Origin of the sequence: Herbaspirillum rhizosphaerae, from assembly GCF_046025915.1 — a bacterium.
Lineage (GTDB): Bacteria > Pseudomonadota > Gammaproteobacteria > Burkholderiales > Burkholderiaceae_D > Herbaspirillum > Herbaspirillum rhizosphaerae_A.
Genome location: NZ_JAQQFR010000002.1, coordinates 1 through 14513 on the forward strand (window position 1 = coordinate 1; position 14513 = coordinate 14513).

The following is a 14513-nucleotide window of genomic DNA, read 5'->3' on the forward strand; positions in this document are numbered from 1 at the left end:
TTGTACGGCGGGAGCGACGATAGTAAGACCGGCCGCCGGAACGGAAGCAATGAGTTTATTTGGTGAATTGGCGGGTACAGCAGCCTCTGCCGGAGGTACGATCCGATTTGTTGTAGGAGGCATTATTAGTGGTGTCGTGAGTGCATTGGGTAGTAATACCGTTGGGAATTTATGTTTGACCGTTATGCTTGCGACCGTAGCGAGTGCGATTATTTTCTTCTATTTGAAAAGACAGGCTACGTTACCTTCCGTTTTGAATTCATAATTTATGTGATGAGTCGCTTCCGCAATTTTTAACCATACAAATTTGACTAATTAAAAATGGTGTCACTTATCCAGATGAACGAAGAGCAATTCGCTACCTTTTCTTTGTCGACAATGGATGATTATGCTCAGAACCGGGTTTTGTCTGGAGATTGGGGGCTTGAACATGCGAAGGTCAGAGCATGTTCATTATTCTCAAAGATATTGCCGAATGGACGCAATACTGAAGGGCATTATTTTCACATTCTTTTTGAAATAGGTATTAAAAGGAGTATAGGTGAGCTTTGGTTTGCAGTGGATTTTGTAGAAAAAACGGCGTTTATTTATGCGATCAATATTTATCCGCAATTCAGGAGATTGGGCTACGCCAAGTGCAGTATTCAGCAATTGGAGAGAATGGCGCCTGAATTCGGATTTACTAAAATCCGTCTGAATGTGTTTAGCCATAACCGTCCTGCGCAAGCTTTGTATTCTGAATTGGGCTTTGTTCCTACGAGCACAGAGATGGCGAAGACGCTTTAAATGGGTATGTTGAGATTTTTCAGATTTGCGAGTCTGCGAGGGTCTGTCTAGTGACTTATTTGGGATGTTGATAAACAAAAACAGCGACCATCAGGCCGCTGTTTTTGATGATGACAAAACCGAAACTATCAGCCGCCCAGATAGGCTTCGACCACTTTCGGGTTGTGCAGCAGGTTGGCGCCGGTGTCTTCCAGCACGATCTTGCCGGTTTCGAGTACGTAGCCGCGTTGCGCGATGCGCAGCGCCTGGCGCACGTTTTGTTCGACCAGCAGAACCGTCATGCCGGTCTTGTTGATCTCTTTCACGATGCGGAAGATTTCCTGAATGATCAGCGGGGCCAGGCCCATCGACGGTTCGTCCAGCAGCAAGACCTTGGGCTTGGCCATCAGCGCACGACCGATGGCGAGCATTTGCTGTTCGCCGCCGGAGAGGTTGCCGGCAAGGCCTTTGGCGCGTTGCTTGAGGACTGGGAAGAGTGAATAAACCCACTCCAGATCACCGGCCACTGCTGCTTTGTCTTTGCGCGTGTAGGCGCCCAGCGCAAGGTTTTCTTCGATGGTGAGCGTGGTCAGCGTGGCGCGGCCTTCGGCGACTTGCACCACGCCGCTGCCGACGATGCGGTGCGGGGACTGTTGGGTGATGTCTGCGCCGTTGAACAGCACTTTGCCGCGCGCCGCTTTAACGAGGCCGGAGATGGCCAGCAGGGAGGTGCTTTTGCCGGCACCGTTGGCACCGACCAGCGCGGTGATTTCGCCTTCGTTCAAGGTCAGGCTGATGCCTTTGACGGCTTCGATGTGGCCATAGGAAACCGCCAGATCCTGGACTTGCAGAATGACTTTAGGGACTGTCTGGCTCATGGTTATGCTTCTTCCTTGCCGAGGTAGGCCTCGATCACTTCCTGATTGTTCTTGATCTCATCCGGTGTGCCTTCGGCGATGATCTTGCCGAAGTTGAGCACGGCGACGCGGTCGCACAGGCCCATCACGAAACGCATGTCGTGCTCGATCATGAAGATCGAGAAACCGCGCTGCTTGATGTTGATGATTTCAGCCATGAGCTCGGTCTTTTCGGCCGGGTTCATGCCTGCCACCGGTTCGTCCAGCAGCAGCAGCTTGGGCTTGGTCGCCAGCGCACGGGCAAATTCCAGCTTGCGCTGTTCGCCGTAGGAGAGGCTGTCGGCGAGCATGTCGGCCTTGTGGTCCAGGCGTACCCAGGACAGCAGCTCCAGCGCGCGTTCGCGGGCTTCCTTTTCGATCTTGCGGAACGAGCCGAGGTTCAGCAGCAAGCCGCCGAAACCGTAGTCGAGGTGATCGTGCATGCCGACCACGACGTTTTCCAGCAGTGTCATTTCCTTGAACACGCGGATGTTCTGGAAGGTGCGCGCAATGCCGCGTTCGGTAATCTTGTGCGGGGCGACATTGCCGATGTCCTGGCCGTCGAACACGATGTTGCCGGAGGAGGCGCGCAGCAGGCCGGTGATCAGGTTGAACACGGTAGTCTTGCCGGCGCCGTTGGGGCCGATCAGACCGAAGATGCCGCCTTCGGGCACATGAAACTGGACGCCTTGCAGAACCTGCAAACCGCCGAAGTTTTTACTGATCTGGTTGAATTGTAAAAGCATCAGTTCACCTTCTTGCTTGCAGTTTTACCGGCATTATTTGCATTACGGCGTTGCATGAACGCGCGAATGCGACGCGGATCCCAGATACCCTTCGGCAGATACAGCACGACCAGGATCAGGATCAGGCCGTTGGCGGCCAGGCGGAAGTCCTTGAAGTGGCGCAGTACTTCCGGCAGTAGCGACAGGATGGTCGAGCCTATCATCGGGCCGATCAGGTTGCTGGTGCCGCCGAACACCGCCATGGTCAGGATATCCACGGCGTTTTCAAAACCGTAGTTGTTGGGGCCGATGGTGAAGGTGAAGTGCGCATTCAACGCGCCGGCAACGCCAGCAATCGCAGCGCCGATGACGAAGGCCAGCAGCTTGTAGCCGGCCACGTTGACGCCCATCAGGCGAGCGGCGACTTCGTCTTCCTTGATCGCTTCAAATGCGCGGCCGATTTTGGAGCGGCGTACGCGGGCGAGGAAATACACCGTCACGCCCAACAGCAGAACAATGTGCCACCACTCGGTGACCGGCGGAACGCCGTTCAGGCCCATCGGGCCGCCGGTGATTTCCATGTTCAGCACGACCACGCGCACCACTTCGCCGAAACCCAGTGTGGCCATCGCGAGGTAGACGCCGGACAGGCGCAGCGTCGGGATACCGATTACCAGTGCCACCAGCGCCGGCAGGATGCCGCCGGCTGCGAGCGCAACCGGGAAGGGCAGACCTGCCTGCATGGTTATCAGGGACGCGGCGTAAGCGCCGATCCCCATGAACGCTGCGTTGGCCAGCGACAGCAGGCCGCACGACAGCGTGACGTAGATTGACAGGGCCAGCATGGCGTTGACGCCGACGCTGAAGATGACGGTGTTATACGTCGCCCAGAATCCATCCCACCATTCCATCATACTCATGGGATTAAGCCTTTCTTTCGAGCACTTTGCCGAACATGCCGGAAGGCTTGACCAACAAAATCAAAAACAGGAGACCGAACGCCACCGCATCGCGGAAGTCGCTCGAAATGTACGCCACGGTCAGCACTTCGGCAAAGCCGAGGAACAAACCGCCGATCATGGCGCCGCGGATGTCGCCCATGCCGCCTAGGATGATGACGGCGATGCCCTTGTGCAGCATCGGCTGGCCCATGAAGGGGGAGATCGCATTGAACGACAAGCCGACCAGCACGCCCGCTGCGCCACCCAGTGCGGCAGCGGCAAACGAAGTCAGGTAGAACAGTCCTTCGACGTTGATGCCCAGCAGGTAAGCGGCCTTCGGCGATTCAGCAATGGCGCGCAGCGCGCGGCCCAGTTGCGTGCGGCGCATCACGGCCAGCAGCACGACCATCAGCACGAAGGCGATGACGACGATGCCGACTTGTACTGCGGTGACGTGCATGTTGCCGATGGTGACGCTGTCTTCCGGAATGGTGCCGACCGGGAAGCGCTTGTTCTCGGCGCCGAACAGACCTTGCGCGAGATTGGTCAGCATGATCGCGACACCGATGGTGGCGATCATGGGAATCAGGTGGGGTGCATTGCGTTTGCGCAGCGGTTTCAGCACCAGGAAATCGACGATGAGGCCGATCAGTCCGGTGGCGACCATTGCCGAAAGCATGGCCAGCCAGAGCGGCAACGCCAGTTGCTCGACCAGCAGCAGGGCTGCATAGCTGCCCAGCATGAAGATCGCGCCGTGCGACAGATTGATGACGCCGAGCACGCCGAATACCAGCGTGAACCCAAGCGCAAAGAGCGCGTAGACGCTGCCTAGCGAAAGGGCATTGATAAGTTGTTGTTCTAACATAGAGCCTGCGAATAGAGTGGTGAGGAGCGCCGGTCTCATCCGTCAGTTGCGCATTTTGGCAAACTGGCAGGCTGGCGATGTATCCCTCGTTACATCAGAAAAGCGGCTTTTGGCTAGCCTGTTCTTTTTCGCGATTGGGTAAAACTGGTGACACTAACTGAGCAGTGGGAACAAAAAGACTCCGGTAAAAAATACCGGAGTCTTTGAGCTCGTTCTTGCTGCTGAAAATTACTTCAGCAGAGTGAACTTGCCGCCCTTGGCGATGCTGACGACAGCTTCCTGTTGTGCATCGAAGCCGACTTGCTTGCCGGCGACGGCAGGCGCAGCGCGGAACGCGAACTTGCCGGTCGCGCCGTCAATCTTGACGGCAGGCAGGGCCAGACGCAGAGCGTCACGGTCCTTGTCCAATGCGCCGGACAGCTTGACGTTCTTGAGTGCTTCGGCAACCACGTGCAGTGCATCGTAGGCTTGTGCGGAGAACTGGTCGGGATCGGAACCGAACTTGGCCTTGTACGCAGCGATGAACGCCTTGTTGGCCGGCGTCAGGTTTTCCGACGACCATGGGCTGCCCATCAGGGTGTTGTCGCCTGCGTCCTTGGCGATTTCAAACAGCTTTGGCGAGTTCAGGCCGTTGCCGCCGATGAACGGTTGCTTCATGCCCAGCGCGCGGGTTTGCAGAATGATGTTCGCAGCTTCTTCAGCCAGGCAGGAGCAGACGATGGCGTCAGGATTGCCGGCCTTGATCTTGGTCAGCTGTGCCTTGAAGTCGACGTCGCCCTTGGCATACGCTTCGGTCGTGGTGACCGGCACTTTTTGCTGTTCCAGCGTCGCCTTGAAGACGTCGTAGCCGGACTTGGTGAACGCATCGTCGTTACCGTAGATCACAGCGACCTTCTTGATACTGAAGTGCTTGACGGCGGCCTTGACGGTCACTGGCAACACGTCGGCTTCCATGACGGAGTTACGGAAGGTGAACGGGCCCATGGCAGTGATGCCGTCGGCGGTGTTGCTGGTACCGAAAGCGACGACCTTGGCGGCGTTGGCGATCGGGTCAGCAGCAAAAGCGGAATTGGACAGGGTTGGGCCGAAGACCATCAGCACCTTGTCCTGGAAAATCAATTTTTTGAAGACATTGATGGCTTCTTCTTTCTTGCCTTGTTCGTCTTCTGCAATCAGAACCAGTTTGTTGCCGTTGACACCGCCCTTGGCGTTGACTTCGTCAGCGGCCAGCGTGAAGCCGTTCTTGATGGCAACGCCATATTTGGCGGCAGGGCCGGTCAGTGCTGCGGCCAGGCCGAGCTTGACGTCGGCAGCCATTGCTGAGTTGGCAGAAGCGGCCAGAGTTGCACCGATCATCAGTGCAGGCAAGGTCTTTAAAGCGGTTTTAAGCATGTTGAATCGCATCGGGTTCTCTCCTTAGATTTAGATATTCTTATAGAGGATGACGCGAAATATGAACCGGAGGTAACCGGCACAGGAAGTCTTTGGTGGACCGCCCTATTTTGCTCCATCCTCTTTAGACCGTCGTGGGGTCTTTGGGATACAACCGGTCAAGAATACCGTAAACCGGCTTAAACACACTGCTGCACTGCAACCTGATAAGTTGCCTTGCAGCCGTATGCAGACTCCGCCGAGGCGGAGGTGATGCTGATGACAGATTTGATGCTGGTCTCTCCGGAGACAGACCGGTCCTGCTGATTACCTCGCACTGCTACTTTTGGTACAGACTCAGTACAGCGGCATCCGGGTCGCGTTGGCAGTTCGGATTCCGCTGGAATTTCTTTATTGCTTTATTTTTTGCAGCTTCATTCTTTACAGCGACTTGCGCACTTCCGCGATCGCCAGACGCACCTGATTCGGTGCTGTACCGCCGATATGGTCACGGGCGGCAACAGAGCCTTCCAGTGTCAGGACGCCGAAGATGTCGTTTTCAATCAATGGCGAATAGACGCGCAGTTCATCCAAGGTCAGATCCGACAGATCGCAGTTGCGGTCGACACAGGTGCGTACGGCGTGGGCGACAGCTTCGTGGGCGTCGCGGAAGGGCAGACCCTTCTTGACCAGATAGTCGGCCAGGTCGGTCGCGGTGGCGTAACCCTGCAGCGCGGCGGCGCGCATGGCTTCCGGCTTGACGGTGATGCCGCTCGCCATGTCGGCAAAAATGCGCAGCGTGTCGGTCAGCGTGTCGACGGTGTCAAACAGCGGTTCCTTGTCTTCCTGGTTGTCCTTGTTGTAGGCCAGTGGCTGGCCCTTCATCAAGGTCAGCAGCGCGATCAGGTGGCCGTTGACGCGGCCGGTCTTGCCACGGGCCAGTTCAGGCACGTCCGGGTTTTTCTTTTGCGGCATGATCGACGAGCCGGTGCAGAAACGATCGGCGATGTCGATGAAGCCGACGCGCGGGCTCATCCAGATCACCAGTTCTTCGGACATGCGCGAAATATGGGTCATCACCAGCGCAGCGGCAGCGCAGAACTCAATGGCGAAGTCGCGATCGGAAACGGCGTCCAGCGAGTTGCGGCAGACGTCGTCGAAGCCCAGTGTCTTGGCAACGCGCAGGCGGTCGATCGGGAAGGTGGTGCCGGCCAGCGCCGCAGCACCCAGCGGCAGGCGGTTGACGCGCTTGCGGGCGTCGGCCATGCGCTCGGCATCGCGGCCGAACATTTCTACATAAGCCAGTACGTGGTGGCCGAAGGTGATCGGCTGCGCCACTTGCATATGGGTGAAGCCAGGCAGGATGGTGTCGGCGTGTTGCTCGGCCAGATCCACCAGCGCAGCGCGCAGATCGCGCAGCAGGCCGCTGATGTCGTCGATGGCCGAACGCATGTACAGACGGATGTCGGTGGCGACCTGATCGTTGCGCGAGCGGCCGGTGTGCAGACGCTTGCCGGCATCGCCGACCAGTTCGGTCAGGCGCTTTTCGATGTTCAGGTGGACGTCTTCGAGGTCGAGCAGCCATTCGAACTGGCCGCCGTCGATTTCACCCTTGATTTGTGTCATGCCGCGCTGGATATCGGCGTAATCCTGTGCGCTGATGATCTGCTGGTGCGCCAGCATTTCTGCATGGGCAAGCGAGCCTTGAATGTCGAACTGCGCCAGGCGCTTGTCGAAAAAGACAGAGGCGGTGTAACGTTTCACCAGATCGGAAACAGGTTCGGAAAAGCGAGCCGACCAGGCTTCGCCTTTTTTCGATAATTGAGCAGTCATAGTGGGGGTCCCGGAGAATACGCGATTATAGCAAGTCGATGACATTTGAGCCACGCCGCACCATGCCGGACCTGCTCCAGCATGGTGCGGATCCGGCATGGGGCGCAAATTGGCGGCAAGCAGGGCCTGAGTCAATAGGGAATTTTCTACATGGTGTGGATACCGATGTGATGTCAACATCGTGTCATGAGAGTGTCATCGCTTTGGCAATATCATCGCAACGTCATTGCAACATCGCCGGAATATAGAGGGGGAGTAGTATAAAAAACATTGCACTCTTGCCAAATCTTGAAGATACTCAAATTGCTGTTTTGTAAATCCAACTAATTCGATTTGCTGAGTCTGTTAACCAGAAGTCTGACAGGCCCACGTGGTCTCATCCGGGGAGAGGTCTCATGAATTTTGAAGCACTGTTTCAACAACAAGCAGCACTGCCAAGTATTCCAAAGGTCGTACAGGAAGTCATTGAAAGCTTCAACAACGACAATGTATCGATCGAAGACATTGCCAAGAAACTGAGTGCCGATCAGGTGCTGAGCGCCAAACTATTGCGCCTGGCGAACTCCTCTTATTATCACGTTTCGCGCAGCATCGGCACCGTCGATGACGCCGTGTTGATGCTGGGTTTCATGACTGTACGCACGCTGGTGGTCAGCACCGGCCTGACCGGCAGCTTCAAGTCCATGTCGGGCGTCGATCTCAAACTGTTCTGGCGCTATAGCCTGCACACCGCGATCGTCGCGAAATGGTTGGCGAAGAAGCAGGGCGTCAACTCTGATCTCGCCTTTACGGTCGGCATGATGCACGCCATCGGTCAATTGGTCATGCATGCGGTCATGCCGGAGCAAACCTTGCAGATCGACAAGATCGCCAGCCCTATCGATGCGCGTCGTCTGGATGTGGAGCGCACTACGTTCGGCTATGACTTTTCCGATGTCGGCGCAGAGCTGGCCAAGCGGTGGCGCTTCCCGGATGAGTTCTCGGATGCCATCAAAGCCTTCCCGACACCATTGAAAGCTGAGCCTTTCAACAAAATTGCTGCCGTTATTCACATCGCGGCATGGCGTGCGCGTGCGGAAGAAAACAAATATTCCCGTGAGGAAATGGAATCAACTTTCCCGAACGACGTCGCCGCCAAACTGGGGGTGAAGCCAGAGGTACTGCTCGATGAGTTGCCACCGTTGGCCGAATTGGGCGCAGGGATGGAAGAGTTAATTTCCTGATCAGAATATTAGGAGTTGCTTCTCGGAAATTGCGGTCGGCATTGCCGGCCGCTTTTTTTGCGCTCTCGCTTTATCCTTCTTAATCAAGCGACAGTGTCCGTACCATGGTTATCTCGCTGGCGACGAATCCCGCCTTGCGATACAGCGCCTGCGCCGCTTCATTGTGCGCAAATACATTCAGGCTGAGGCTGTTGAGGCCGCGCAGCCTGACTTCTTCCATTAACAAGTCCAATGCAGCGCTGGCAAAACCCCGTCGGCGATGTGCCGCATCGATCGTCAGGTCGTAAAGGAAGGCCGACGTGTCACCGTCTTCCGTCACTTCTCCAAACCAGATCTCGCCCACGCTGGCACCGCTTTCCTCCTCCTGCAACAGCATCAGGTAGTGGCCTGGTGTAGCGACGCCCAGCGGCAGCAAGGCTTGCAGGTTTGCACGCGCCTGCGGCTGGCTGGTGATGAGCGAGGGCAAGCCGGTCAGGCGGCATTGTTCGGCATAGTCGGTGGAGGAGGTTTCGACAAAGCGTTCGAAGTCGGTAGTCGTCATCGGAATCATCTTGAGCTGGTGCTGCATGGGCATCCTTCCAGAAATGGGTGCGGTGCTCTCGAGAGTTACAAACGAAAGCGTGTCCAGATACATTCATCGAAAGGTTGACATCACCGATCTCGGAGAATTCCAAAGCTTTACGTCAGAACTCAGCGCTTACCGTAACGGGTGCGGAATTTGATTGGCTACAAATGCCTCTCTCCAATCGAAGAGGTCATACATATCCGTGCAATAAAAAAGCGGATGGGACTTGCGTCTCATCCGCTTTTTTCATGTTGTCGGGCTTGGCTTATTCCAGTTTGTCTTTCAGGAATTTCAGCATTTCGCGATAGGCCTCTGCGCGCGAATCGGCATTCCCGCCGCTGGTGACACCTTCACCGCGTTTGCCGACACCCGGGATATCCATACGGACATGGATAGGCAGGCCGGGGGCATCGAAGTCATGGTAGGTGTCCGGATAGAGGCGCAAGGTGATGCCGGTATCGCTGCCTTCAGTTTTCTTTTCCAGAGACTCGCAAGCTTCCGGCGGCGTCCAGTCGTCGTTCTCGCCCATGAGAATCAGCATCGGCGCAGCAGGCTTATACGGTGTGCGGCTGCCGGCGTAGGGTGTGCAGGTCGGGTAGAAGGCTACCGCCGCCTTGGGTTGAACCTTGCGTACGGCAACATCGGTCTGCGCCAGATTCAATGCAGCGAGCATGGTAGTGGCGCCGTGTGACCAGCCGACCATGCCGATACGTGCGTAGTCGACGTCATCTTGCGTGGCGAGCCAGCGCATGGCGATCTGCACGTCGTAACGGCGATTGGCGCTGCTGGCTTCACGCTGGGCCAGGGTTTCCTGGCAGATCGAGCGGCGACCGCGCGGTGTGAAGCTATCGGGGAACAACACGTTATAGCCCGCATCGGTCAGCGCGCGAGCCATGGCGATATGGCGTGGCGTGAATTCGATCTTTTCTTTATTGACGCTGCTGTAGAGTCCACCGCAGCCGTGCATGGCGATGATGGTCGGTTTCTTGTCCGACTTGCCTTTGCCCTTGAACCAGAAGCCGAACAGGGCCGTTGCCTTGCCGCCCGGCGACTCGACGCTGGTCAGAAAGACGCGCTCGGTACGCAAAGGCGGCAGCGGCGGAGGCGCTTTGGCAGCTGGCGCGGCAGCTACCGCAACGGTAGCGGTAATAGCGGCGAGTGGTGCACACAGCCCTGCCAGACAGAGCGATGCAATAGTTTTACCCCAGGTACGCATGGTGAACTTCCCCAAATATTTGTGTGTGCAACCATAGGTCGTCCTGTCGGTTTGCGGTCAGGACGACGTTGATGTGCTGTCGATTCTGTTTTGCTTGGATACTGCTGCTGTTACCGGCTTCAGCACCAGCAGCAACGCCGCCCCGATCAATACGCCTCCCACAGCGTAGGCCCAGGACAATTGTTCATTGAGAAACAGCCAACCCCACAAGACACCGAATAGCGGTATCAAAAAAGTAACGGTTAACGACCTCACTGGTCCTATATCGGCAATTAATCGGAAAAATAAAATGTACGCCAGCGCCGAACACACAAATCCTAATGCCAACAAAGCAAACCACGTACCAGTGCCGCCATGAAACGGGCTGCCCGCTGTGCTTGTCGAGATGGCAAAAAACGGCAACAGCAGCGCAACCGCCCCCAACTGGCTGCCAAACGCAACCAATTTGCTGTCCAGTCCGCCGCGGTCGGTGATCCAGCGCCTGGTCAGAAAGCCGGCCAGACCGTAACAACTGGTCGCCAGCAAGCAGGCCAATGCACCCAAAACGGTCGCTGCATCATGTTCTGTCGGCCCGGTTATTGTCAGCACGGCAACGCCGGCCAGGCCCAGCAGCACGCCTGCAAACTTGCGCCAGGTCATGGTGTCGCCAAAAAACAAGGCGCCGATGATGGCCCCCATCAAGGGCGTGGTGGCATTGAGCGTGGCCGAATAACCGGCCGGTAACACCTTGGCGGCCTGGCTGTACAACACGAAAGGAATGCCGGAATTGATTGCGCCCAGCATCATCGCTGCGCGCAGTTTTCCCTGAAACCGATATTTTACGCGCAGTACCGCAAGGATGAGTAACAGGCCTAGTGCACCGAACAATACCCGGAAAAACGCGGTATTCAAGGCGCCCAGTTCCGGCACGACGATGCGCATGAACAGAAAGCTTGCGCCCCAAATGGCGGACAAGGCGAACAGGCGGAGCAGGTCGGCGGGTTTCATCGGCATTCCGAAGGGAGAAAGAGGAGGGACATCATTCTCGGAGGGGAATGATGCCCGGACACTCCGAAACTTGCTATCGTGTTTTTCCTGATAGATATCGGGAAGCGAAACGGATAGGGCGAATCACGATAGTGATCGCGTACACAGGCTTGCAGCGCGCCGGTGTACGCGCAGAACAACTTATAGCGTCAGCCGGTATTGCGCAGACCGGCAGCCACGCCGTTTATGGTCAGGTGGATGCCGCGCTGCACGCGTTCCTCGACTTTCTTGCCTGCTGCGGCCGTGCTGCGATGGCGCTTGATCAGCTCAACCTGCAAGTGATTCAGCGGGTCAAGATAGGCAAAGCGGTTCTTGATCGAACGCGCCAGCAGCGGATTGCCGGCCAGGCGATCCTTGTTGCCGGTGATTGAGCTGAGCAGGTGACTGGTGCGCTCATGCTCGCTCACGATGCGTCCGAAGATCGCATTGCGCAGCTTGCGGTCGGCCACCAGTCCGGCGTAGCGCGAGGCGACGGCCAGATCAGTCTTGGACAAGACCATGTCCATGTTCGACAGCAGGGCGGCGAAGAACGGCCATTCTTTACACATGGCGCGCAGGGTCGCGAGTTTCTTGGCGCTCTCTTTGGTGCCGCCTTCCTGCAGCCACTCCGACACCGCGCTGCCGAAGCCATACCAGCCCGGGAACAGCAAACGGCATTGACCCCACGAGAAGCCCCATGGAATGGCGCGCAGGTCTTCGATGCGGCGTGTCGATTTGCGCGACGCGGGGCGCGAGCCGATGTTGAGTTCGGCGATTTCCGCAATCGGTGTCGCCGCGAAGAAGTAGTCGGTGAAGCCCGGTGTTTCGTAGACCAGATTGCGGTAGGCCTGATAGGCGCGTTCCGACAGATCCTCCATCACGCGCTCAAACTCGGCCAGCTTGCGGGTTTCCTTGGCGTCGGTGGTTTCCGGCATGAGGCTGGCTTCCAGCGTCGCCGCGACCAGCAGTTCCAGATTGCGGCGGCCGATCTCCGGGTTGGAGAACTTGGACGCAATGATTTCACCTTGCTCGGTCAGGCGGATCTGGCCGTTGACCGTACCTGGAGGTTGCGCCAGGATGGCCTGATAGCTCGGGCCACCGCCGCGACCGACGGTGCCGCCGCGACCGTGGAACAGGCGCAGCTTGACGCCGGCGCGGTTGAACAATTCCACCAGGCGGTTTTCAGATTTATAGAGCTCCCAGTTGGACGTGAGGAAGCCGCCGTCCTTGTTGGAGTCGGAATAGCCCAGCATCACTTCCTGCAGCTTGCCTTGCTTGGCGATCAGCGGCGCCACCAGCGGAAACGACAGCCATTGTTCCATGATGTCGGCGGCGCAGCGCAAGTCGGGGATGGTTTCGAATAATGGGATCACCATCAGTTCGAGTTCGACCAACTTCGATGGGTCTTTGGCGTCGGCATGCAGCAGACCGGTTTCCTTTTGCAGCAACAGCACTTCCAGCAAGTCGGACGCGGTTTCCGTGTGCGAGATGATGTAGTTGCGGATCGCGCGCGCGCCATAGCGTTGGCGGATCTCGCGCGCTGCGCGCAGGATGGTCAGCTCGGAATTGGTTTCATCCGAATACGTCAGGTAAGGCGAATACAGCAGGCGCGGCTTGGAGAGCTCCGCCAGCAGCAGCGCGATCTTCTTTTCTTCGCTCAGGTTTGCATAGGATGTCTCCACTTGTGCGCTGGCGAACAGTTCGCCGAGCACGCGCTCATGCACGTCGGAGCTTTGACGCATGTCCAGCGTGGCGAGGTGGAAACCGAAAATTTCAATCGAACGCTTCAGCACCGCCAGACGCGGCTTGACCAGCGCCGCACCGTGATTGGCGTTGAGCGAATCGATCAGCACCTGCAGTTCTTTGATGCATTCTTCTGGCGTGTCGTAATGCGCAGCGGCGCCGACTTCCTGACGCAGGATGTTGACCACGCCGAGATTGCGGGCAGTAGCCGCCAGACGCGCGTAGACGCCGATCAGTGCGCGGCGGTATGGCTCATCGGCACGATGGTTGGAGGTGTCGGGCGAGGTGTCGGCCAGCGCCAGTAGTTCAGCGCTGGCGTCGACCATCAGGGTCGAGATCGACAATTCGGCGCCAAGCGCATGGACTTCATCGAGGTAGAAGTCGAAGATCGTGGTCGACTGGCGTTGCAGTGCGCGCTGCATAGTGCCGGCGTTGACATTGGGGTTGCCGTCGCGGTCGCCGCCGATCCAGCTACCCATTTGCACGAAGGGCGGCAGTTCTGCCGGCGTGGTACGGGAGCGCGAGCGCGATGGAAACTGCGCATTGATTTCTTCTTCGATGTCGTCGTACAGCGCGGGCAGTTCACGCAGGAAGGTAATGCGGTAGTAGGACAGCGCGTTTTCGATTTCATCGGCAACGGTCAGCTTGGTATAGCGCAGCATGCGGGTTTGCCACAGCGTGGCGATGCGCGCGCGCAGCAGCTCGGTGTTGTCGCGCAATTCCTTCGGCGTCAGCGGGCTGTCGCGCAGCGCCAGCAGGCGGGCGATTTCGCGCTCTGCATCCAGAATACTCTTGCGCTGTACTTCGGTCGGGTGGGCCGTCAGCACCGGCGAGATCAACGATTCCGACAGGAAGTTGCGCACGGTGTTGCCGGAGACGCCGGCATTGTCCAGGCGCGACAGCGCGTAGGCCACACTGCTAGGCTGCGGCGCCGAGCCGGCCAGCAAGTGGGCGCGGCGGCGGCGGTTGTGGTGCTGGTCTTCGGCGATATTGGCCAGATGCGAGAAGTACGAGAACGCGCGCACCACCGAATTGGTTTGGTCGCGGGTCAGCTTCTTGAGCAGCTTGTCGAGTTCGGCGCCGGCCTTGGCGTCGGATTCGCGACGGAAGCGCACGGCCGTCTGGCGTATGGTTTCGACCACCTCGAAAACGGCGTCGCCTTCCTGGTCGCGCAGCACTTCGCCAAGCAGACGGCCGAGCAGGCGGATGTCTTCTTTGAGCGGAGCGTCCTTGTCTGCGGACTTGACGGGACGTTTTTCGGTGGAGCTGGAGCCAGGGCTAGGGGTGTTGCGAGCAGAAGTTTTAGTTTGTGGTTTAGTTGGCATGATCAACAATTGCTACGGTTTTCAGAGGAGAAAGTCGGGC

At 57.6% G+C, this 14513-nt stretch carries 13 protein-coding genes; 3 read left to right on the forward strand and 10 right to left on the reverse strand.

Annotated elements, in window-relative coordinates:
- Together PQR63_RS02490 and PQR63_RS02495 are read left to right on the forward strand one after the other, a co-directional pair.
- Window positions 1-265, forward strand: a 265-nt coding sequence (locus tag PQR63_RS02490) for a hypothetical protein (protein ID WP_408165384.1), incomplete at its 5' end; no start/stop codon positions are given.
- A gap of 74 nt (window positions 266-339) precedes the next feature.
- A complete protein-coding gene (locus tag PQR63_RS02495) occupies window positions 340-786 on the forward strand; it encodes a GNAT family N-acetyltransferase (RefSeq protein ID WP_408165386.1) in 447 nt (148 codons plus the stop codon).
- 128 nt (window positions 787-914) lie between these two features.
- On the opposite strand, the gene PQR63_RS02500 is transcribed toward PQR63_RS02495, so the two are convergent.
- The 6 genes from PQR63_RS02500 to argH form a co-directional block, all read right to left on the reverse strand.
- Window positions 915-1643 (reverse strand): ABC transporter ATP-binding protein, encoded by a 729-nt coding sequence (locus tag PQR63_RS02500; protein WP_408165387.1) that lies wholly within the window; start codon window positions 1641-1643, stop codon window positions 915-917.
- Window positions 1644-1645: 2 nt separating this feature from the next.
- Window positions 1646-2407 (reverse strand): ABC transporter ATP-binding protein, encoded by a 762-nt coding sequence (locus tag PQR63_RS02505; protein WP_094564761.1) that lies wholly within the window; start codon window positions 2405-2407, stop codon window positions 1646-1648.
- Entirely contained in the window at window positions 2407-3306 is a 900-nt protein-coding gene (locus PQR63_RS02510; protein WP_408165389.1) for a branched-chain amino acid ABC transporter permease, read from the reverse strand. Before PQR63_RS02510 ends, PQR63_RS02505 begins: the two co-directional genes overlap by 1 nt.
- 4 nt (window positions 3307-3310) lie before the next feature.
- A complete protein-coding gene (locus PQR63_RS02515) occupies window positions 3311-4192 on the reverse strand; it encodes a branched-chain amino acid ABC transporter permease (RefSeq protein WP_408165391.1) in 882 nt (293 codons plus the stop codon).
- Window positions 4193-4420: 228 nt separating this feature from the next.
- Window positions 4421-5596: an ABC transporter substrate-binding protein gene (locus tag PQR63_RS02520; protein WP_408165393.1), complete on the reverse strand. Its 1176-nt coding sequence runs from the start codon at window positions 5594-5596 to the stop codon at window positions 4421-4423.
- Between the two features lie 408 nt (window positions 5597-6004).
- Window positions 6005-7396, reverse strand: coding sequence for an argininosuccinate lyase (gene argH, locus PQR63_RS02525; RefSeq protein WP_408165394.1), 1392 nt, complete (start codon window positions 7394-7396; stop codon window positions 6005-6007).
- Window positions 7397-7791: 395 nt separating this feature from the next.
- Here argH and PQR63_RS02530 point away from each other — a divergent pair, with 395 nt between their 5' ends.
- A complete protein-coding gene (locus tag PQR63_RS02530) occupies window positions 7792-8619 on the forward strand; it encodes an HDOD domain-containing protein (RefSeq protein ID WP_408165396.1) in 828 nt (275 codons plus the stop codon).
- 79 nt (window positions 8620-8698) lie between these two features.
- Here PQR63_RS02530 and PQR63_RS02535 read toward each other — a convergent pair whose 3' ends face one another.
- From PQR63_RS02535 to ppc, 4 genes are all read right to left on the reverse strand, one after another.
- Window positions 8699-9187, reverse strand: coding sequence for a GNAT family N-acetyltransferase (locus tag PQR63_RS02535; RefSeq protein WP_408165398.1), 489 nt, complete (start codon window positions 9185-9187; stop codon window positions 8699-8701).
- 262 nt (window positions 9188-9449) lie between these two features.
- A complete protein-coding gene (locus tag PQR63_RS02540) occupies window positions 9450-10400 on the reverse strand; it encodes a dienelactone hydrolase family protein (RefSeq protein ID WP_408165400.1) in 951 nt (316 codons plus the stop codon).
- A gap of 57 nt (window positions 10401-10457) precedes the next feature.
- Window positions 10458-11387 (reverse strand): DMT family transporter, encoded by a 930-nt coding sequence (locus tag PQR63_RS02545; RefSeq protein ID WP_408165402.1) that lies wholly within the window; start codon window positions 11385-11387, stop codon window positions 10458-10460.
- Between the two features lie 188 nt (window positions 11388-11575).
- Window positions 11576-14473: a phosphoenolpyruvate carboxylase gene (gene ppc / locus PQR63_RS02550; protein WP_408165404.1), complete on the reverse strand. Its 2898-nt coding sequence runs from the start codon at window positions 14471-14473 to the stop codon at window positions 11576-11578.
- Window positions 14474-14513 lie beyond the last annotated feature (40 nt).

Bases quoted from the DNA above. Each gene is read 5' to 3' on its own strand.
- PQR63_RS02495 (WP_408165386.1), top strand. From the start codon at position 340: ATGAACGAAGAGCAATTCGCTACCTTTTCTTTGTCGACAATGGATGAT.
- PQR63_RS02500 (WP_408165387.1), bottom strand. From the start codon at position 1,643: ATGAGCCAGACAGTCCCTAAAGTCATTCTGCAAGTCCAGGATCTGGCG.
- PQR63_RS02505 (WP_094564761.1), bottom strand. From the start codon at position 2,407: ATGCTTTTACAATTCAACCAGATCAGTAAAAACTTCGGCGGTTTGCAG.
- PQR63_RS02510 (WP_408165389.1), bottom strand. From the start codon at position 3,306: ATGAGTATGATGGAATGGTGGGATGGATTCTGGGCGACGTATAACACC.
- PQR63_RS02515 (WP_408165391.1), bottom strand. From the start codon at position 4,192: ATGTTAGAACAACAACTTATCAATGCCCTTTCGCTAGGCAGCGTCTAC.
- PQR63_RS02520 (WP_408165393.1), bottom strand. From the start codon at position 5,596: ATGCGATTCAACATGCTTAAAACCGCTTTAAAGACCTTGCCTGCACTG.
- argH (WP_408165394.1), bottom strand. From the start codon at position 7,396: ATGACTGCTCAATTATCGAAAAAAGGCGAAGCCTGGTCGGCTCGCTTT.
- PQR63_RS02530 (WP_408165396.1), top strand. From the start codon at position 7,792: ATGAATTTTGAAGCACTGTTTCAACAACAAGCAGCACTGCCAAGTATT.
- PQR63_RS02535 (WP_408165398.1), bottom strand. From the start codon at position 9,187: ATGCAGCACCAGCTCAAGATGATTCCGATGACGACTACCGACTTCGAA.
- PQR63_RS02540 (WP_408165400.1), bottom strand. From the start codon at position 10,400: ATGCGTACCTGGGGTAAAACTATTGCATCGCTCTGTCTGGCAGGGCTG.
- PQR63_RS02545 (WP_408165402.1), bottom strand. From the start codon at position 11,387: ATGAAACCCGCCGACCTGCTCCGCCTGTTCGCCTTGTCCGCCATTTGG.
- ppc (WP_408165404.1), bottom strand. From the start codon at position 14,473: ATGCCAACTAAACCACAAACTAAAACTTCTGCTCGCAACACCCCTAGC.